This window comes from Neobacillus sp. PS2-9, assembly GCF_030915525.1.
Classification (GTDB): Bacteria; Bacillota; Bacilli; order Bacillales; family Cytobacillaceae; genus Neobacillus.
In genome coordinates this window covers 1,444,096-1,464,198 of the sequence record NZ_CP133269.1, presented here as the reverse complement: position 1 = coordinate 1,464,198, position 20,103 = coordinate 1,444,096, and the positions used below count along the sequence as shown (strand labels likewise).

Genomic DNA, 20,103 nt, shown 5'->3' with positions numbered 1-20,103 from the left:
GAGGAACTTAACAGGATAATAAACAGGTTTCCCTGTCCTTATTATAATATGTAATGAGAAAAATGTATAAAACAAGGCACGATAAAAATCGCACCTTGTTTTTTAAATGGTTAAAATTTATTTCTTGTTTTCAACAAGAAAATCAACAGCTTTTTTAAGTTTAAGGTCAGTTTTAATACCTTCAGAACCGCCAAGAGCTTGTTTAATCATATCAACTGTCATGTTGTACATACCAGCCATTTTTTCTAGTTCAGCTTCTACATCTTCGTCAGTTACTTCAAGGTTTTCAGCTTTAGCAATCGCTTCTAAAGTTAAGTTCACTTTTACGCGGGATTGTGCTTCTTCCTTCATTTGCTCACGTAATGCATTTTCGTCTTGACCAGAGAATTGGAAGTAAAGCTCAAGGTTCATACCTTGCATTTGTAAACGTTGTTCAAACTCTTGAAGCATGCGGTTTACTTCATTTGTAACCATAACTTCTGGAATTTCAACTTCAGCATTTTCAGCAGCTTTTTCAACTACAGTATCACGTAGGTGGTGCTCTGCTTCATGCTTTTTGCTATCTACTAAACGAGTGTTGATTTTTTCTTTAAGAGCATCTAATGTTTCAACTTCATCATCTACATCTTTAGCAAACTCGTCATCTAAAGCAGGAAGTTCTTTTCCTTTAATTTCGTGAACAGTCACTTTGAATACAGCAGGTTTACCAGCAAGCTCAGCAGCATGGTATTCTTCAGGGAATGTTACTTCAACATCTTTAGATTCACCAGCTTTTACTCCAACTAATTGCTCTTCAAAACCAGGGATGAAAGATCCAGTACCTAATTCTAATGAGTGGTTTTCAGCTTTTCCACCTTCGAAAGCTTCGCCATCAACGAATCCTTCGAAATCGATAACAACTGTATCACCGTTTTCAGCAGTTCCTTCTTCTTTAACAACTAACTCAGCTTGACGTTCTTGAAGAGTTTTTAATTCGTTTGCAACGTCTTCATCCGTTACGTTAGCATCTAATTCTTCAACTTCAAGGCCTTTGTATTCGCCTAATTTCACTTCTGGCTTTACTGTAACAGTTGCCTTGAAGATAAGCTCTTTGCCTTTTTCCATTTGCTCGATATCGATTTCAGGACGATCAACTGGCTCGATTCCAGTTTCATCGATTGCCTTTCCATATGCTTCTGGAAGAATGAAATCTAATGCATCTTGATAAAGTGCTTCTACGCCAAAGCGCTTTTCAAACATTCCACGAGGCATTTTACCTTTACGGAAGCCTGGAACGCTTACTGTTTTAACAACCTTTTGGAATGCTGCGTCTAGACCTTTTGTTACCTCTTCAGCACTTACTTCAACTGTAAGGACGCCTTGGTTTCCTTCTAATTTTTCCCATTTTACTGTCATACCTTTTTCCCTCCAACAAATCTATTCTCATATCATTCGTAACGAATTGAGTCGGAAATTGTCTTGTCCATCAAGCCAATCTTCCATTTTTAAATGTAAAATATAGTTTTTTACACAATGCAACCCCTACATTATAACACAGGATTGTTTTCTTTCAACAGCGAAGCCTATATATTAGGATAAGAAATTTTCTCAATTTCCTCTATTTGAACCCTCGCCTGCTCAATTTCTTCTATTGGAATTTGATAATCACTTGATAGCCTCTCAACTTTTCCATCCATCCCCAAATAATTTTCAGCTACTAAATGAAAGGCTGCCGCCCAAGCATTTGGTTTCTCCGGTTGGAAATCAAATGGATAAGTGATAAAAAAGGTTCGTTCTACCATCCCGATGGTGTGTTCAAATAGTATAGGATCACTGCTCTCTAACTGTGCTTCTAGTAGTTCCTTTACCCTTTTCATTTTCGGGTGAACCCTTACTTCAGGTAGGTTGACTGGGTGGAAGCTTTGTTCACTCGTAAATTTCTTTATCACAAATTCTCTATCTATTTCTTGCTCTTTTAAAAGAGTTAATAGCATTGTTTTAAGAAACGGATGCCCTGTTTCTACTTTTAAATAATCAGCAATTTCATTTATATAGGGGCGAATGTTTTTTTCCGCTAAGCCTGAAATAAGAAGTAGCTGATCGTTTAAGTTATTGATTTTTAATAGATTAAGCTCTTTTGCATTGGCTTCCTCGGACACGTTTTTTTCTTCTGGTGCCTGACGATTTTCCGCCATCCTTCGGCTGAATTGAAGGATGGTTAAGAAGTGATCATGTTTTTCTGTCGGAATTTCCTTTTCTTCAAAGAGAGCCTCAATAGTAGAGACAATCTCATGGTATTCATGCAACTGAATCAACACAGTCAAATACAAATCAACTAACTGAAAATATTCACCAATTCCCTTAAGCAGCATCTCCTTCGCAAGTACCTTGGCGTTCTTGAAAGAGCCTGCTTCAAAATAAGCGAGCACTAGCCCAATTAATATATTATCGTTATCCGGGTCAAGTTCTTTAGCTTCTTCTAAAAGAGTGATGGCTTCTTTAAATTTTTTCTTTTCAAGGCTTTCCAACCCTTTATCTGTTAACCTTTTTTCTAGTCCGGGAAAGTAAATGATATTATCTTTTCTTTTGGCTTGTTCCCGTTTTTTCATAGTATACCGTCCTTCAGATTATTGTTGGACATTAGTGTAGCATAATTAGAACATAAAAAAAACTCACCAGCGCTGGTGAGTTATATGATTGGTATGTAGTTACTTCTTACAAGAAAATGGCGTCCCAGGAGAGATTCGAACTCCCGACCGTACGCTTAGAAGGCGTATGCTCTATCCGGCTGAGCTACTGGGACATATTAATTGTTCTTTAAGACAAGATTTATTATATTATCCTACTATTAAAATGTCAACACACTTCCTTTTATTTTTTCAATAAAATAAATGGGGGAAAGGTTCCCCCTTATCTTCGTAGATTGAATTCACAAGCTAAATCTGTTAATTCGTGACCATTGACCTCGTATACGGACATTTTCACTTTCTCATCCTTCAAATCCAGGATCACATAGGTTTTTTCCAACCGCTCACGAGGGAGGCGTATGCTTCCAGGATTTAAAAATAATGTTCCACCGATTTCTTCTGCACCTAATACATGGGAATGACCAAAACAGACGATGTCCGCATCCACTTCTTGTGCCTTGTATTTTAAACTCATCAATGAAGTTTTGACAGAGTATCGATGCCCATGTGTAACAAAAAATTTATGTCCAGCAGTCTCTAATACCGTCTCTAACGGAAAGCCACCACCAAAATCACAATTTCCCATCACAGTTACATAGCCGGATATCGCCCGGTCATCAGGCATTAACTGTGAATCTCCGCAGTGAATCATAACATCTACGTCGCTTAAATGCCTTTCTCTAATGATTTCGAGCTCTTTAGTTAACCCGTGACTATCACTGACAATTAAAACCTTGCTCATGACTGTTCAGGGCTTTCTAATATAGAATCAAGCAATACATCGAGCTTTTTCAACGCATTTGCACGATGGCTGATTTTATTTTTCACATCAGCAGATAACTCGGCCATAGCAAGACCTTTCTCCGGCACATAAAACACCGGGTCATATCCAAACCCATTTACCCCTCTAGGTTCATTAAGTATACGACCTTCACAGGTGCCTGACACCGTCATCGTTTTTTGACCTGGTACGGCAACAGCCAATGCACAGTAAAATCTGGCTGTCCTGGTTTGATCAGGGACATTTTTTAATTCAGCTAACACTTTTTCGGTATTATTCTGATCATTCTTCGGTTCCCCTGCATAACGGGCAGAATAGATTCCCGGCCTTCCTTCAAGAGCATCAACAATCAAACCAGAATCATCACCAATGACCATTTTATTTAAGGCTTTAGAGACTGCCTCGGCTTTTAAAATGGCGTTTTCTTCAAACGTAGTGCCGGTTTCTTCCACCTCTGGAATCTCTGGAAAATCTAGCAATGTTTTGACCTCAATACCTCTTGATGCAAAAATATGTTCAAATTCTCTGGCCTTCCCAGAATTTTTAGTAGCAATAATAACTTCTTTCATCATGGTTCCCCTCTTATTTTTTTCTACGTGCTTCAATTTTCTTCGTAATGATCTCACCCAAAGCAGCTTTTTGCTGTTCAAATAGCTCCATTAGCCCTTCCTGAGCCGCTGAAAGCAGTCCTTGAAGCTGTTCATAAGAGAACGTCGATTCCTCTCCCGTTCCCTGTAATTCAACAAATTCACCGGCTCCTGTCATGACAACATTCATATCGACCTCAGCTTGGGAATCTTCCGCGTAGTTTAAATCCAGTACAATTTGTTTATTTTGCAAGATTCCTACACTAGTTGCAGCTAAATAATCTGTAATTGGAAACTTTGAAAGTGACTTTTTCTCTGCAAGTTTGTTAAGAGCAATCGTCATCGCGACAAACGCACCAGTAATGGAGGCTGTACGTGTGCCTCCATCTGCTTGAATCACGTCACAATCTATCCAAACCGTTCTTTCTCCTAGAGCTGAAAGATCTACAATCGCTCTCAGCGCACGGCCTATTAAGCGTTGAATCTCCATCGTACGGCCGGACACTTTTCCTTTTGATGATTCTCGAATGTTTCTAGTCTCTGTCGCTCTAGGAAGCATTGAGTACTCTGCGGTAATCCAGCCCTTTCCTTCCCCTCTCATAAAATGAGGGACTCTCTCTTCAATACTGGCTGTACAAATCACCTTTGTATTCCCAACAGAAATAAGGACAGAACCTTCAGGATGCATTAAATAATTGGTTTCAATATGTATTGGTCTTAGCTGTAATGGTTCTCTTCCATCCACTCGCACTTGTACTTCCTCCTTCATTTCGTAAAGCATTACTTCATGTTTATTATTCCAAATAAAGAAGAGGCGGCCTTCTAGCCAACCTCTTTCATTGTCACTATATAGTATAACAAAAAACTTTTTTTAAAAACTACCTGTGTTGACTTTTTCTGGTCGAGTTACCGGCTCAGTCAATTTTTTCCCTTTATCATTTTTTAACTCAGCTTTTCCTTTTACTTGGACAGCAACCTTCTCAACGCCTGTTTGTTCCGTTAAGGAAAGAACCAGTGCATCTAGTAGATGTTGAGAGATTACCTTTTCTTCAAAGCTGCCATAAATATTCTCATTAAAGTTTAAGGTAACTTTTCCATCCTCGTATTTAGGAGCCTCAAGAAGCTTTACATCTGGCATAAATTCTGAAACAAGGTTTGATTTTTCACTAGGCCCTTTTATTAACTCATTCACCACTGCAACGATATTATTTGACTCGCTCGCACTCACCCTGCGAGTAACTGGAACATAGTAGTAAGAGCCCTCTTCTCCACCAATATAATAGACGGTTACAGGCTTTGTATTCGTGATATCTACTACATCCGTTGTATCGTAGTTAATACCTGTTGCTCTTGAAAGATTTTCACTGATTGGTGTTCCATTTACAGGCATTTCCGTTAAGTCATGACCATTCATCTTAAGTTTGACTGATTTCACATTATCAAATTGAGTTAGTGTCCATGTTACGGACTGAAGAATTTTCATCTCATCCTCTGGCTGATAATTTTTAAATTCCTTCGAGAAGTTGACTGTAGCGACACCTTCTTTATTAATATCAACAGATAGCTCGGTATCCTCTGGCAGGACAGCTCTAAAATCATTAGGAAGCAGTTCGGAAACAGGTCCATTGGCCACTAGGTATTCTAATGCTTGTTTAGCTACGGAAGATGTTTTCGGCAAAGCTAGGGTCTGTGGTACCACATAGCCATTTTTATCAATTAAGTATAATTCTGTCTTTACGACATTTTCCGCATTTTCTTTTTTAGCTGCAGTTGTTTCTTTACTTGTCTTGTTTTCCACGACAGTTTTTGGCGGGTCGATTTTCTTTTGTGTTTCGGTCCCAAACAAGCCACAGCCAGAAAGTAGAACGGTTGAAGTAAGAACAGTTAAACCAATAATTTTTGCTTTATTATTAGACATCATAATTCCCCCCTAAGACAGTTTGTACTAACATGTATACGAGCCTTGTCAGAAATTAGACCGCCTTATGAAAGAAAAATAGAACTTTTCTATTAAAAAATTTTTTTAGAAAGTAGGCTGTGTTAAAGAACAATGTTAATTTTTATACCCTGTTGATTGGAGCGGAAGGCTCGAAGACTCCTGTGGGAGTACGGTTCAGGGGAGACCCCGCAGGCGCAAGCGCCGAGGAGGCTCGCCGAAACGCCCACGGAAAGCGAAGAGCCTGGAGAGGAAATCAACAGGCAACTTTAAAAGCGCCAAAAAACAAAGAAGAGGCTGCCTTTTGAGACAGCCTCTTCTAATTAGAGTTTAATTTTATTAACAGGATTAATAGGAAATCCCAGCCATTGTGAAGCAATTTTCGAAAAGATCCTTCTTGAACCAGTCGTGTAAAACTCATGTTCAGGCTCTTCCTCACAGGTCTCTAGCAAACCATTATATTCGAGGATGGCACTGATTTCACGTGCCGTTTCATCACCAGAACTAATCACATTCACTTCAGTACCCATCGTCTTTTTAATGAGTGGTTCAAGTAATGGATAGTGCGTACAGCCTAAAATAAGCGTATCTAAGTTTTGCTGCAGCATGGGTTTTAACGACTCGTTCACAATTTTTTCAGCTATCGGGCCATCATATTCCCCACTCTCAACAAGCGGGACAAATTTCGGACACGCATGTCCCTTTACAAAAATCCGGCTATTCAGCGATTTCAACGCCTTTTCATATGCACCGCTCTTAACCGTTACTTCTGTACCAATCATTCCAACCCGATAATTCTTTGTTCGTTTAATTGCAGCACGTGCTCCTGGATTAATGACTCCGACTACAGGAATGGAAAGTTCCTTACGAATGTCTTCCAGAGCTGCAGCGGTTGCTGTATTACAAGCAATAACAAGCATTTTGATGTTTTTTTCTAATAAGAAACGGGTCATCTCCCATGTAAATCTCTTTACCTCTTTGGTTGTCCTTGGACCATAGGGGCAGCGTGCGGTATCACCTAAATAGATGATTTTTTCATTTGGAAGCTGCCTCATTACCTCTTTGGCAACGGTTAATCCTCCGACACCTGAATCAATGACACCTATTGGTTGCTTCAAACTTCTCGCCTCATTCTTAACGCATTTCTTGATGTAATTTCTTTAAACTCTGTTGAAGAAGAAGGATTTCTTCTGAAGTGAAATCAATTAAAATTTCCTCTAGATATACCTGACGTTTTTTAATCACCTCATCGATAATTCGCTTTCCTTCTTCTAATAAATGAATTCTAACCACGCGGCGGTCACTTGGGTCCTTTACTCGTTCCACAAGCAAATTCTTCTCCATGCGATCGACCAAATCCGTGGTTGTACTGCACGCCAAATACATTTTATTAGAAAGCTCACCGATGGTCATGTCACCGTCTTCAAAGAGCCATTGTAATGCAACAAATTGGGGCGGAGTAATCTTATAATTACCCAGCATTTCTCTACCTTTTTGTTTGATAATACCGGAAATATACCTTAAATCCTTTTCAATGTTTGCTACTACGTCCCCATTCACCTTTTGTGAATTTTCGAGTTTCATCTATTTATACACTCCTATTAGTAGGCTTCTCCTCAAGACTTTTCATTAAAGCCCTTATGCCACGATGAACGTCTCAAGCTTGTACTTATTTTCTACTTTTTTCGCAAAAAATTCAAGACTTAAGTAAGAAAAACGGATGCCGACTTAGCATACTAACTTTCTACAGGCAGAATAAGTTCAACAATTGTTCCCTTTTTATCACTCCAAAAATGAACACTGCCATGATGATTTTCAACAATTTGCTTTGAAATCATAATCCCTAAACCTGTACCGCTTTCTTTAGTTGTAAAGAAGGGTTCTCCAATTCTCTTTAAAATATGCTGTGGCATGCCACACCCTGTATCCTTAAAAATAATCTTGACCTTACCCTCACTGTGCTGTTTCATTCCAACGGTAATCACTCCACCTTTTGGCATCGCATCGATAGAGTTCTTCAAGATATTAATGAACACTTGTTTTAACTGGTTTCTATCACAGCGAATGCTAAAGCTATCACTGTCATAAATGGTTTCTATTTGAACTCCATTCATAATGGCTTGCGTATTTATTAAGGTCTTTACGTTTTCCATAAGTGTAATGATATTCTCTACTTCAAATTTCAAGTCTTGAGGCTTAGCTAGTACCAATAATTCGCTTAAAATGAGCTCAATCCGATCGATTTCAGATTGGATAATAGTAAAGTATGTCTTATTATCTAATTGATTTTCCATTAGCTGTAGAAAGCCTTTAATTGCAGTAAGTGGATTCCGAACCTCGTGTGCAATCCCCGCAGCCAACTGTCCTGCAACGCTTAATTTTTCCGAGTTTAGTAAGAGCTCCTTTGTGTTGATCTGCTCTGTTATATCTCTTATGACACTGACTATTTCTAAAACAAGATGGGTATCGGGGTCAATAACTGGTTTGCAAAGAATTTCAACCCAAATATACTCTCCATTCTTTTTGGCAATACGATAGGAGCCTCTTCCATTTATATGTTCATTCAAAACATTTTTGCGATCCTGAAAAGCACGAACAGCGTCATCCGTATGTATGAATGAAAAAATATTTTTTCTGTATAATTCTTCAGATGAATATCCAAGGATATGCTCACTGGAGGGGGAAACATAAAGAATTTCGCCCGATAAATTGGTACTAATAATGATATCGAGTACATTATCAGTCAATATATGATGCATGACTTCTACTTTTCTAGCTTCTTCTTTTTTTCTTTTTAAATGGGTTATATCTTTTGCAACCGCAGAGACGCCTACTATTTGGTTATTAACACTAATAGGAATTTGTGTGACATTCAAATCAATGAGCTTTCCTGCTTTATTTTGTATCCTACAATCAAAATTTTGAAATTCGCCGAAAGAAGCTTTATGAAAATGGTGAAATATTTTATTCATATCTTCGATTGGAAAAAGAAATTGGAGTTTCAATTGCAAAGACTCTTCCTCTGAGAATTCTGTTAAGCTTTCAAATGCAGGATTCACTTGAACAATATGTCCTTCTAAGTCCATGGTAAAAATACTATCTGGATTACAAGCAAACAAGGTTTCAAATCTGCTTAGATTGTCATCTAAAAAATGTCTTAATAACAGTTTCTTTTCACTCTTAATTGCTTCTACAGAACCATTCATCTCTCTTTATCAGTTCCTTTCCCGTAGTCACCAGTCATTATATAAAAAGCCAAGATGGATTTATTCCCATCTTGGCTTGCTTTTAGAACAATAGTTTTTGTCTAATTCAAGTCCACTCTTTCGCTTTTGAAGCTGAAAAGAACAATCAATCTTATCTAGTTAAAATTGCAATTTGCCCCTAATTAAGATAAAGGTATTGAATCTTTTATCCTAATTTCATTGTAAATTTAACTAATTATTTTTTCAATATTTTTTGAACATTTTTCCATTTACTTATTCTATATTTACATTACCAATCATTAAATCAAACATTGGTAAAAACTATAGCTCTTTTATGGTCTGAGACATATGAACCGGCCTCCTAAACGGACGCCGGTCATATTTAAAGTTCTAGCTCTCCCATTCGAAGGAGCTCTACAACTGCTTGTGAACGCCCCTTAACACCAAGCTTTTGCATGGCATTTGATATGTGATTTCGAACCGTTTTTTCGCTTATAAATAATTCACCAGCGATTTCTTTCGTTGTTTTGTCTTGTACTAGTAATTCGAATACTTCTCTTTCACGTTTGGTGAGTAACGGCTTGTGATTATAATCATTCTCCTTCAAGTAATGTAACCCTCCTTGCCTCGCCAGTTATGAACACGGGGTGGGTATATATTTAGTCACCATATCTTATGTGAACGATACAAATGTAGTGACTTTTTTTCTTATGAGAAAATAAAAAAAAGGCCCTAACAATTAGGAACCTGTAAGCTTCGCATAAATGATATATCGTTTTGGCGCATTTCCTATATAACGAAATGGATAGCAGGTGGTTAAAATTAGTTCTTCTTTCTGCTTTTGTAAGGTGATAATACTTGTATCATTTGATTGAACAACTTTAGTGTGGGTAATTTCATAGGTGAAATTTCCATAGGGCATTTGCATCTTTAGTGAATCACCAATTTTCAGCTCCCCTAATCGCCGAAATACCGTATCCCTATGCCCTGATAAAACAATCTGCCCTGCGTCACCAGGGTAAAAAGAGCCTTTGTAATGTCCGACTCCCTTCTCAAGGTCATCCGGGTCTGTTCCTTCAATAATAGCTAGTTCAGCTTTAATTTTGGGAATCGTTAATAGTCCGACCGTATCTCCCGTTTGAGGAGGTGGGCTATCGTTTTTCTTCCCTTCATGTGTATTCACTGTCTGCCTTGAAACTAATTCTTTTGCTTTCTGCAGTGAATCATTTGTTTGGAGCTTACCATCAATTAGCTGCCAAATGCCGATTCCTAATACAATAACACCTATTAATATAATGAGTAGTGGAAGTTTTGATTTCAATAAATCCCCTCCCTATTTTTAATGGTAATGATATGTATAGTATAACAAAGTATTCGTCCGCATTTAAAATAAGAAAAGCGCAAGCGCCTTGATCAGCCCCGACAGGCAAATGTTCTTCGGCAAGAAAAGTCCGCCCTTTGACTTTTATTGCCGAAGGTTATTTGACCCGAGGGGCTAGGCGCTGGAGCTGGACCATTCTCGAAGTCAAAAAATTTATACTTTCCTATAGTACGAAAAAACCTCCTTTTCATACTAGAAAAGAAGGTTTTAAGATTGAAATCATAGGCACTAGAGACCTTGAACTTATTAACTATGGTCACTTCCGAAGAAGTTTCTAAACGATTGGAAAGTGGTGTCACGGTTCAATGCAGCAATGGAGGTAGTCAACGGAATACCTTTTGGACAAGATTGAACACAGTTTTGTGAGTTACCACAGTTGGCAAGACCACCCTCACCCATGATCGCTTCTAAACGCTCAGCCTTATTCATTTCCCCTGTAGGATGTGCGTTAAATAGGCGAACCTGAGAAAGCGGCTGCGGCCCGATAAAGTCAGATTTACTGTTCACATTTGGACATGCTTCTAGGCAGACACCACATGTCATACACTTTGAAAGCTCATATGCCCACTGACGCTTTTTCTCCGGCATACGAGGTCCTGGTCCTAAATCGTATGTTCCATCAATAGGAATCCATGCTTTTACTTTCTTTAAAGCATCAAACATTCTGCTTCGGTCTACCGCAAGGTCCCTCACAACTGGGAATGTTCTCATTGGCTCTAAACGGATAGGTTGCTCTAATTGATCAATCAATGCCGAACAGGATTGACGAGGCTTACCGTTAATAACCATTGAACAAGCACCACAGACTTCTTCGAGACAGTTCATTTCCCAAGTGATTGGGGTAGAGGCTTGTCCCTTTGCGTTCACAGGATTCTTACGAATTTCCATCAAAGCGGAAATGACGTTCATATTTGGACGATATGGAACCTCAAATTCCTCCTCGTAAGGAGTAGCATCCGGGGTATCCTGACGCATAACTAGAAACTTAACTGTTTTATTTTCAGACATTATTATCCACTCCCCTTTCTATTAATGCTTTGTTGTGTAATCTCGTTTCCGTGGCTTAATTAAAGATACGTCAATCTCTTCATAATGGAATGCTGGAGCTGATTTAGCATCCACAAATTTCGCCATTGTTGTTTTCATAAACTCTTCATCGTTACGCTCAGGGAATTCTGGTTTATAGTGAGCACCACGGCTCTCATTTCGGTTATACGCTCCGATTGTAATAACACGTGCTAATTGAAGCATATTTTGTAACTGTCTAGTGAACGCAGCTCCTTGGTTGCTCCATTTCGATGTATCATTGATATTAATATTTTGATAGCGCTCTAATAGCTCTTGAATCTTTTGATCTGTCTTTAACAGCTTGTCATTGTAACGAACAACAGTTACGTTATCTGTCATCCATTCACCAAGTTCCTTGTGAATGATGTAGGCATTTTCTGTACCGTTCAATGACATGATTGAATTCCATTTTTCTTCCTGTTCCATTACATGACGGTCAAAAACAGTAGAAGATACAGCATCAGAACTCTTCTCAAGGCCGCTGATATATTTAACTGCATTTGGTCCTGCAACCATTCCTCCGTATACAGCTGAAAGCAAGGAGTTTGCACCTAATCGATTGGCACCGTGTTGTGAATAATCACACTCACCAGCTGCAAAAAGACCTGGGATACTTGTCATTTGATCATAATCAACCCATAGTCCACCCATTGAGTAGTGAACAGCTGGGAAAATCTTCATTGGGACTTTACGTGGATTATCTCCCATGAACTTTTCATAAATTTCAATGATTCCGCCCAGTTTTACGTCTAACTCATGTGGATCCTTATGAGATAAGTCAAGGAAAACCATGTTTTCGCCGTTAATTCCAAGTTTCTGGCTAACGCAAACATCAAAGATTTCACGTGTCGCAATATCACGTGGAACAAGGTTTCCATAAGCCGGATATTTTTCTTCTAGGAAATACCAAGGTTTTCCGTCTTTGTACGTCCAAATACGACCACCTTCACCACGAGCGGACTCACTCATTAAACGAAGCTTATCATCACCAGGAATAGCAGTTGGATGAATTTGAATCATTTCTCCGTTTGCATAAGATGCACCCTGTTGATAAACAATAGAAGCAGCGGAGCCTGTATTTATTACAGAGTTTGTTGACTTACCGAAAATAATACCAGGTCCACCGGTTGCCATAATGACTGCATCCGCGGCAAATGATTTAATTTCCATTGTTTTTAAGTCCTGAGCAACAATCCCACGGCAAACGCCTTCATCGTCAACGACCGCACCAAGGAATTCCCAGCCTTCATATTTTGTAACTAATCCGTCCACTTCGTGGCGGCGAACTTGCTCATCTAATGCATATAACAATTGCTGACCAGTTGTCGCACCAGCAAAAGCTGTACGGTGATGTTGTGTTCCTCCAAAACGGCGGAAGTCTAAAAGACCCTCTGGTGTACGGTTAAACATAACACCCATCCGGTCAAATAAATTGATAATACCAGGTGCTGCATCACACATGGCTTTAACTGGCGGCTGATTCGCTAAAAAGTCTCCGCCATAAATCGTATCGTCAAAGTGAATCCACGGGGAATCCCCTTCACCTTTTGTGTTTACTGCTCCATTAATACCGCCTTGGGCACAAACAGAGTGAGAACGTTTAACCGGAACAAGAGAAAAAAGCTCTACCGGAGTTCCTGATTCTGCAGCCTTGATGGTAGCCATTAAGCCAGCTAAGCCGCCGCCGACTACGATCACTTTACCTTTACTCATTCGTGACTCACTCCCTTAATCCAAAAAATACTATATTTTCCGACCTTAAAATGATTATTGAACAAATGCGATAAGTGTTTGAATTCCAATAAAAGAAAGAACAATAAAAACACCAACGGTCACGTATGTAGAAATAACTTGTGAGCGAGGTGATACTGTGATCCCCCAACTAACAAAGAAGGACCAAAGTCCGTTTGCAAAGTGGAAAATAGCCGAAAGGATTCCCACTAAATAGAAAACAAACATAAATGGTGATGAAAGAATATTATGCATCATATCATAGGATACTTCCGCACCAAACGCCGCTGCTACACGTGTTTGCCAAACGTGCCACGTAATAAAGATGAGCGTGATTACGCCTGATACACGTTGAAGCATGAACATCCAGTTCCTAAAGAAACCAAATCTTTTTACATTACTTTTAGCGGTAAAAGCAATATAAAGTCCATAGATTGCATGAAAAAGCAATGGTAAATAAATAATTACAGTTTCTAAGACAATGCGGAATGGTAGACTTCCCATAAAGCCTGCAGCCTTGTTGAAAGACTCTGGACCTCCAGTGATAAAATGGTTGACTACAAGATGCTGTGTAAGAAACACTCCAATCGGAATGACCCCTAGCAGCGAATGTAATCTGCGATTAGCAAACTCTCGATTCCCCGCCATACATTTACCCCCCTTAATTTTTAAAAAATGATGTTAAGCTCTTTCTTCTATGTACCCCTTAAAGAAACTTAACCCAATACTACTGTGACAATAATGTGACATGTCCATTTTACTCCCATCGACATAGAGCGTCAAGAAAACGGATACACAAACTTTATCAAAAAATAAAATTTTTAAAATATATTGATATTATAATAGGATAGTACCTTTTCTAGAAAAAAAGCTGCTTCAGCCACCCACACAACCCATATTATTACATTTAATTACCAACATCTTACGGTTGGTATTTCCCCTTAAACGGATAAGATAATTATGATGATAAATAAGATAAGATATTCCAAAATAATATATCATTCACAAAAGGATTTATTCACATTTTCAGCAATTCAGTACTGAAAAATAAATCAAATTGTATATAATAGAATGATAGAAAGAGGGGAAGCTTGTGAAAGAAAGTACAGCCGTTAATCAACATTTTGATAATGAAGAGCCAGAACCAAGAACCATTTCAATGTTTGGGTATGAAATCATTAGGGAATACCTTTTGCCAGAAATCCTAGGCAAAGACACTCCTGAAATCTTATACTGGGCAGGAAAACGTCTTGCACGAAAGTTCCCATTACCTGACCACGAAACATTAGTTGAATTTTTTACTAATGCTTCTTGGGGACAGCTTGAAATAATAAAAGAGACGAAAAATGAAATCGAATTCGAACTAGTAAGCCCACTCATTGTTTCTCGTGTAAAATCAAAAGCAGAACACTTCTTCCAACTCGAAGCCGGCTTCCTTGCCCAACAAATTGAACTACAAAAAGAAGTGATTGCAGAAGCGTTTGAACACCCTGTAAAAAAAGCAAACAAAGTCCAATTTACTGTTAAATGGGATCGGAAAGATCTAATTTAATATCGGAAAGAGGCTGACTCACATTCCAACGAGTCAGCCTCTTCTTTGTTAATTTCCAAGCTCAAATGCACGGTGGAGGAGTTCAACTGCTTTTAACATATTCTTCTCTTCTAACACAGCAGACACTTTAATTTCAGAGGTGCTGACCATTTTGATTTGGATGCCATTTGAAGCAAGAACTTCAAACATTTTCGCAGCCACACCCGGATTAGAAATCATGCCTGAACCCACAATAGAAACCTTTGCCAGTTTATTCTCTGCATCAAGTTGTTCATAGCCAAGTACAGCTTTATTGTCTTCTAATACCTTTAATGTCTCTAACAAATCATCGGTATGTATGGAGAAAGATAAATTAGCCGTTCCTCCTTCTGTTGTGCTTTGAATAATAATATCAACGTTAATGTGATTTTGAGCAAGAGTAGTAAAAATCGTTGATAGGCTGGTTAAGGAATTGGTTAACCCCAAAACGGTAACCTTTGTAATATCATCTTCAAACGCGACACCACGTACAACTAAATTTTGTTCCATTGTTGCTTCCCCCTCAATGACTGTTCCTTCGATTTTCTCCATGCTTGAACGGACTTCAAGTCTTACTTGATAATTTTTAGCAAATTCTACCGCTCTTGGATGCAGTACACCTGCACCGAGATTGGCAAGCTCCAGCATTTCGTCATAGGAAACGGATAATAACTTACGGGCCTCTTTCACATATCTTGGATCTGTTGTAAATACACCTGTTACATCCGTGTAAATATCACATTTATCTGCTTTTAACGCCGCTGCTAATGCAACCGCTGTCGTATCAGAACCCCCTCGACCAAGAGTGGTGATTTCCCCATCTTCAGTTATTCCTTGGAATCCTGCTACAATAACAACCTTGCCTTCTGTAAGTTGGTTTTTAATGGATTCTGTCTTGATCGTTGAAATTCGTGCGTTTCCATGGACAGGTTCTGTTACAATTCCCGCTTGCCAGCCTGTATAGGAAACCGCTGGTAGACCTTGTTGATTTAAAGCCATAGATAATAAGGCAATGGTTACCTGCTCGCCTGTCGAAAGGAGCATATCCATTTCCCGTTTATTAGGTTGATTGGAAATTTCCTTCGCTAGACCAACAAGCTTGTCCGTGGATTTTCCCATAGCAGAAACAACGACAACAACGTTATTGCCTCTCTCTGTTTCATCTTTTACACAGGCTGCTACATTTAAAATTCTTTCTACACTGCCAACGGAGGTTCCCCCGAATTTTTGTACAACTAAGCCCATCATTTCCCCTTCTTTCAGTTATGCTCTACCTATTTTGCTACAAAACATAAATAAAAAAGCAATGAGAGGCATCTCATTGCTTTTTGAACACGAAAAATAAATTCCTGTACAAATAACGTAAGATAGCTCTCCAAGACCTGCGTCTTGACAATCCGGCATTTATTCAATACAGGACCAGCAAAGAAAGAAATGAGACTTTCTTTACTTCGGCGAACATCCCCTTTCATGATTCTTCCTTGAAGCTCATCCTTCTCAGAATCATTACTCTTGAAGCTCGCACCTCTACCTTCACTTTAGTACTATAAAGTGATAGTAATTTAAATTTTCACTAATTATAGCATGGTCAATTTATTCTGACAATAACTATTCTTGAAGTTTTTTCATTAACTCTTCTGCCACATTTGATGGAATACCCATGTCGGTAAATTCCTCCAGACTGGCTTCCTTCATTTTTTTTACAGAACCAAACTGTTTAAGCAATAGTTTTTTGCGTTTCTCCCCAATCCCCGGGATATCATCCAACAATGATTGAAAGGCGCTCTTTCCACGTATTTGGCGGTGAAAGGTAATGGCAAAGCGGTGAACCTCATCTTGAATACGTTGCAGTAAATAAAACTCCTGGCTGTTCCGTTCAAGTGGAACAATTTCTAACGGATTGCCGTATAACAATTGCGATGTACGGTGTTTTTCATCCTTTACAAGACCCGATAGTGGGATATCTAATCCTAATTCATTTTCTAAAACATCCCTTACCGTTTCTACATGTCCTTTTCCACCATCAATAATAATAAGGTCCGGTAGAGGAAGATTTTCTTTTAAGGCTCTCGAGTATCTTCTTCTAGTTACTTCCCTCATCGATTCATAATCATCCGGTCCCTTTACAGACTTGATTTTATACTTGCGATATTCTCTCTTATTCGCTTTCCCATCCGTAAACACAACCATCGCTGAAACAGGATCTGTCCCTTGTATATTAGAGTTATCGAAAGACTCAATCCGATGGGGTGTATAAATTCCAAGAAGCTTTCCGAGGTTTTCTACTGCCTTAATAGTTCGTTCTTCATCCTTCTCAATTAATGAAAACTTTTCATTTAGGGCAATTTTTGCATTTTTGATTGCAAGGTTAACAAGCTCCTTCTTTTGTCCCTTTTTCGGTTGAAGAACCTTCACTTCTAAGAGCTGTGCAGTCATATTCAAATCAATTTCATCTTGGATCAGGATTTCCTTTGGCTTAAAGTGATTGGCTTTTTGATAAAATTGTCCTAAAAACGTAAGGATTTCTTCCTCTGGCTCATTGTAGATGGGAAACATGGAAACATCCCGCTCAATCAGCTTTCCTTGACGGACAAAAAAGACCTGTACACACATCCAGCCTTTGTCAACAGCATAACCAAACACATCCCGGTCCGTGAAATCCGTCATGGTAATTTTTTGCTTTTCCATGATGGTTTCAATGTGGACGATTTTATCACGGAACTCTTTTGCTCTTTCAAAATCCAATTCTTCTGCTGCTGCCGTCATTTTTTCGGTTAGTTCTTTTTTTATTTCCTTATATCCGCCATTTAAAAATCGAGTAATTTCATCCGTCATTTGCTTATACTGTTCCTCAGGAACTTCGTTTACACATGGGGCGAGACACTGGCCTAAATGGTAATATAAACATACTCGGTCAGGGAGAGTCGCACATTTTCGCAACGGATAAATACGGTCTAGTAGTTTCTTTGTTTCATTTGCTGCTCCAACGTTAGGGTAAGGACCAAAGTATTTGCCTTTATCTTTTTTTACTTTTCTTGTGATAATCAGCTTGGGATGTCTCTCTGCTGTCAGCTTAATAAACGGATAGCTTTTGTCATCCTTCAGCATGATATTGTATTTTGGATCATATTTTTTGATGAGATTTAGTTCAAGTATCAAAGCTTCTATATTGGATGAGGTCACAATGTACTCAAAGTCTTCTATTTCATTAACAAGTCTTAACGTCTTTCCGTCGTGTGAGCCGGTAAAATAAGAACGAACGCGGTTCTTTAATATTTTTGCCTTCCCTACATAAATAATTGTCCCCTGACGGTCTTTCATTAAGTAGCAGCCAGGCTGGTCAGGCAGCAGGGTTAATTTTTGTTTAATATTTTCATTCACTCCGGCCACTCCTCTTTCTTTTATGCTATCCATAAAATTTTAACACATCTGTTGATAAAGGAAAGTGGGAGGTTTTGTAATCAACAAAAAAACCTTAGCCAGAACGTGTCCAGCTAAGGTTTTAATTTCTATAGGTTTATACGTGCTTTTGTAACACACTTGCTAAAGCATCTTTAGGTTGGAAGCCGACTACTTTATCTACAACTTCACCATTTTTTAAAACTAATAAGGTTGGGATGCTCATAACGCCAAAATTAGCTGCTGTTTGTGGGTTATCATCTACATCTAATTTAGTGATTTTTACTTTGTCTCCCATTTCTGCATCAAGTTCTTCAAGAACTGGAGCGATCATTTTACAAGGTCCACACCAAGGTGCCCAGAAATCAACAAGTACAGTACCTGAACCTGTTTCTGATGAGAAATTTTGATCTGTTAAATGTGAAATAGCCATTATATATTGACCTCCTATTGAATACTGAATTACTACCGAAAGTATACCATCGTTTGGAATATCAAGCTAATAATATGTTTCGCAACTAATATACCCCATAAAGCATTAAGTATTCTCTCTTTGTACCAAGTCAGTTGATTTCCGCTCCAGGAGCTTCGCTTTCCGTGGGTGTTTCGGCGAGCCTCCTCGGCGCTAGCGCCTGCGGGGTCTCCCCTGAACCATACTCCCACAGGAGTCTTCGCTCCTTCCGCTCCAATCAACAGAGTGTAAAAATCAACAATGTTCTTTAACACAGCATAATGATAAAAGCGAGCGGATTTTGACCGCTCGCTCTCCACTTTATTATTATGAGTGAACTTTAAGTTTTTTAAACTCTTCTGTTAGTAAAGGTACAACCTCGAAAAGGTCACCAACGATTCCGTAATCTGCCACTTTGAAAATGTTGGCTTCTGGATCCTTGTTAATGGCAACAATCACTTTCGAGTTAGACATACCGGCTAAATGCTGGATTGCACCTGAAATACCGCAGGCAATGTATAGATCGGGAGTTACAACCTTTCCTGTTTGCCCAATTTGTAAGGAATAATCACAATAGTCGGCATCACATGCACCTCGAGAAGCACCAACTGCTCCTCCTAGTACGTCAGCAAGTTCTTTTAGCGGTTTGAATCCTTCTGCACTTTTCACACCACGGCCGCCAGAAATAACTACTTTAGCCTCACTTAGATCCACACCTTCACTTGCTTTTCTTACTACTTCTTTAATAATTGCACGAAGGTCTTTAATTTCCACAGATAGTGAGGAAACCTCACCGCTTCTGCTTTCATCTTTTGCTAATGGGGCAATATTGTTCGGACGTACGGTAGCAAAAATTACGCCGTCTGTTACAATTTTCTTTTCAAATGCTTTACCAGAATAAATTGGTCTAGTAAATACAATGTTTCCACCCGCTGTCTCTACTGCTGTTGCATCGGAGATTAGACCCGATGAGAGCTTACCAGCAATCCTTGGTGAAAGGTCTTTTCCTAATGCAGTATGACCAAACACTAATCCTTCAGGCTTCTCTTGATCAATGACAGCTAATAAGGCTTGAGCATAACCATCAGAAGAATATTGTTTTAAATTCTCATGCTCAACTACCACTACACGGTCAGCCCCGTATTGAACTAACTCCGCACCTAAAGCGCTTACAGATTCGCCCACTAATACACCAACAACTTCTCCGCCCTCTGCAACTGTTTTTGCTGCTGCAACAGCTTCGAAAGATACATTACGTAATGATCCGTCACGAACTTCTCCTAATACCAATACTTTTCTAGTCATTTCATTTACCTCCTGAAAACAA

At 38.9% G+C, this 20,103-nt stretch carries 19 protein-coding genes, 1 tRNA gene and 1 riboswitch; of the genes, 1 reads left to right on the top strand and 19 read right to left on the bottom strand.

All coding sequences use genetic code 11. From position 1 onward, the window contains the following. Positions 1-117: 117 nt before the first annotated feature. From tig to RCG25_RS07120, 15 genes are all read right to left on the bottom strand, one after another. The gene (tig, locus tag RCG25_RS07190; protein WP_308082979.1) at positions 118-1,395 is read right to left on the bottom strand and encodes a trigger factor; all 1,278 of its coding nucleotides are present in this window, start codon (positions 1,393-1,395) and stop codon (positions 118-120) included. A 167-nt stretch (positions 1,396-1,562) separates the two neighbouring features. After that, positions 1,563-2,588, bottom strand: a complete 1,026-nt coding sequence (locus RCG25_RS07185) for a tetratricopeptide repeat protein (protein WP_308082978.1) — start codon at positions 2,586-2,588, stop codon at positions 1,563-1,565. 117 nt (positions 2,589-2,705) lie between these two features. Next, positions 2,706-2,782, bottom strand: a tRNA-Arg gene (locus tag RCG25_RS07180). A 107-nt stretch (positions 2,783-2,889) separates the two neighbouring features. Then, entirely contained in the window at positions 2,890-3,408 is a 519-nt protein-coding gene (locus RCG25_RS07175; RefSeq protein ID WP_308082977.1) for a metallophosphoesterase family protein, read from the bottom strand. Beyond that, positions 3,405-4,016 (bottom strand): XTP/dITP diphosphatase, encoded by a 612-nt coding sequence (locus RCG25_RS07170; RefSeq protein WP_308084121.1) that lies wholly within the window; start codon positions 4,014-4,016, stop codon positions 3,405-3,407. The genes RCG25_RS07175 and RCG25_RS07170 overlap by 4 nt, the downstream gene beginning before the upstream one ends. 13 nt (positions 4,017-4,029) lie before the next feature. Further along, a complete protein-coding gene (gene rph, locus RCG25_RS07165; protein WP_308082976.1) occupies positions 4,030-4,785 on the bottom strand; it encodes a ribonuclease PH in 756 nt (251 codons plus the stop codon). 120 nt (positions 4,786-4,905) lie between these two features. After that, positions 4,906-5,952 (bottom strand): GerMN domain-containing protein, encoded by a 1,047-nt coding sequence (locus RCG25_RS07160; protein WP_308084120.1) that lies wholly within the window; start codon positions 5,950-5,952, stop codon positions 4,906-4,908. Positions 5,953-6,293: 341 nt separating this feature from the next. Beyond that, entirely contained in the window at positions 6,294-7,088 is a 795-nt protein-coding gene (gene racE, locus RCG25_RS07155; RefSeq protein ID WP_308082975.1) for a glutamate racemase, read from the bottom strand. Positions 7,089-7,104: 16 nt separating this feature from the next. After that, entirely contained in the window at positions 7,105-7,554 is a 450-nt protein-coding gene (locus RCG25_RS07150) for a MarR family winged helix-turn-helix transcriptional regulator (RefSeq protein WP_308082974.1), read from the bottom strand. 152 nt (positions 7,555-7,706) lie between these two features. After that, positions 7,707-9,176 (bottom strand): PAS domain-containing sensor histidine kinase, encoded by a 1,470-nt coding sequence (locus tag RCG25_RS07145; protein WP_308082973.1) that lies wholly within the window; start codon positions 9,174-9,176, stop codon positions 7,707-7,709. Between the two features lie 382 nt (positions 9,177-9,558). Further along, positions 9,559-9,783, bottom strand: coding sequence for a spore germination transcription factor GerE (gene gerE, locus RCG25_RS07140; protein WP_007087335.1), 225 nt, complete (start codon positions 9,781-9,783; stop codon positions 9,559-9,561). A 132-nt stretch (positions 9,784-9,915) separates the two neighbouring features. Continuing rightward, positions 9,916-10,497 (bottom strand): class D sortase, encoded by a 582-nt coding sequence (locus tag RCG25_RS07135; RefSeq protein WP_308082972.1) that lies wholly within the window; start codon positions 10,495-10,497, stop codon positions 9,916-9,918. Positions 10,498-10,803: 306 nt separating this feature from the next. Beyond that, positions 10,804-11,565 carry a succinate dehydrogenase iron-sulfur subunit gene (gene sdhB, locus RCG25_RS07130; protein ID WP_308082971.1) on the bottom strand — a complete coding sequence of 254 codons (762 nt, stop codon included), beginning with the start codon at positions 11,563-11,565 and terminating at the stop codon, positions 10,804-10,806. Between the two features lie 21 nt (positions 11,566-11,586). Continuing rightward, positions 11,587-13,338, bottom strand: a complete 1,752-nt coding sequence (sdhA, locus tag RCG25_RS07125) for a succinate dehydrogenase flavoprotein subunit (protein WP_308082970.1) — start codon at positions 13,336-13,338, stop codon at positions 11,587-11,589. Positions 13,339-13,392: 54 nt separating this feature from the next. Further along, the gene (locus tag RCG25_RS07120; RefSeq protein ID WP_308082969.1) at positions 13,393-14,004 is read right to left on the bottom strand and encodes a succinate dehydrogenase cytochrome b558 subunit; all 612 of its coding nucleotides are present in this window, start codon (positions 14,002-14,004) and stop codon (positions 13,393-13,395) included. A gap of 445 nt (positions 14,005-14,449) precedes the next feature. Here RCG25_RS07120 and RCG25_RS07115 point away from each other — a divergent pair, with 445 nt between their 5' ends. Then, positions 14,450-14,908 (top strand): YslB family protein, encoded by a 459-nt coding sequence (locus RCG25_RS07115; protein WP_308082968.1) that lies wholly within the window; start codon positions 14,450-14,452, stop codon positions 14,906-14,908. Between the two features lie 48 nt (positions 14,909-14,956). Here RCG25_RS07115 and RCG25_RS07110 read toward each other — a convergent pair whose 3' ends face one another. The 4 genes from RCG25_RS07110 to RCG25_RS07095 all read right to left on the bottom strand — a co-directional run bounded on the left by RCG25_RS07110 (position 14,957) and on the right by RCG25_RS07095 (position 20,081). Beyond that, complete coding sequence (locus RCG25_RS07110; RefSeq protein ID WP_308084119.1) at positions 14,957-16,171, bottom strand: aspartate kinase; 1,215 nt, start codon at positions 16,169-16,171, stop codon at positions 14,957-14,959. A gap of 115 nt (positions 16,172-16,286) precedes the next feature. After that, positions 16,287-16,464: riboswitch (Lysine riboswitch) on the bottom strand. Positions 16,465-16,534: 70 nt separating this feature from the next. After that, positions 16,535-18,307, bottom strand: a complete 1,773-nt coding sequence (gene uvrC / locus RCG25_RS07105; RefSeq protein WP_308082967.1) for an excinuclease ABC subunit UvrC — start codon at positions 18,305-18,307, stop codon at positions 16,535-16,537. A 136-nt stretch (positions 18,308-18,443) separates the two neighbouring features. Then, complete coding sequence (trxA, locus tag RCG25_RS07100) at positions 18,444-18,758, bottom strand: thioredoxin (protein WP_308082966.1); 315 nt, start codon at positions 18,756-18,758, stop codon at positions 18,444-18,446. A 345-nt stretch (positions 18,759-19,103) separates the two neighbouring features. Continuing rightward, complete coding sequence (locus RCG25_RS07095; RefSeq protein WP_308082965.1) at positions 19,104-20,081, bottom strand: electron transfer flavoprotein subunit alpha/FixB family protein; 978 nt, start codon at positions 20,079-20,081, stop codon at positions 19,104-19,106. Between the last annotated feature and the right edge of the window lie 22 nt (positions 20,082-20,103).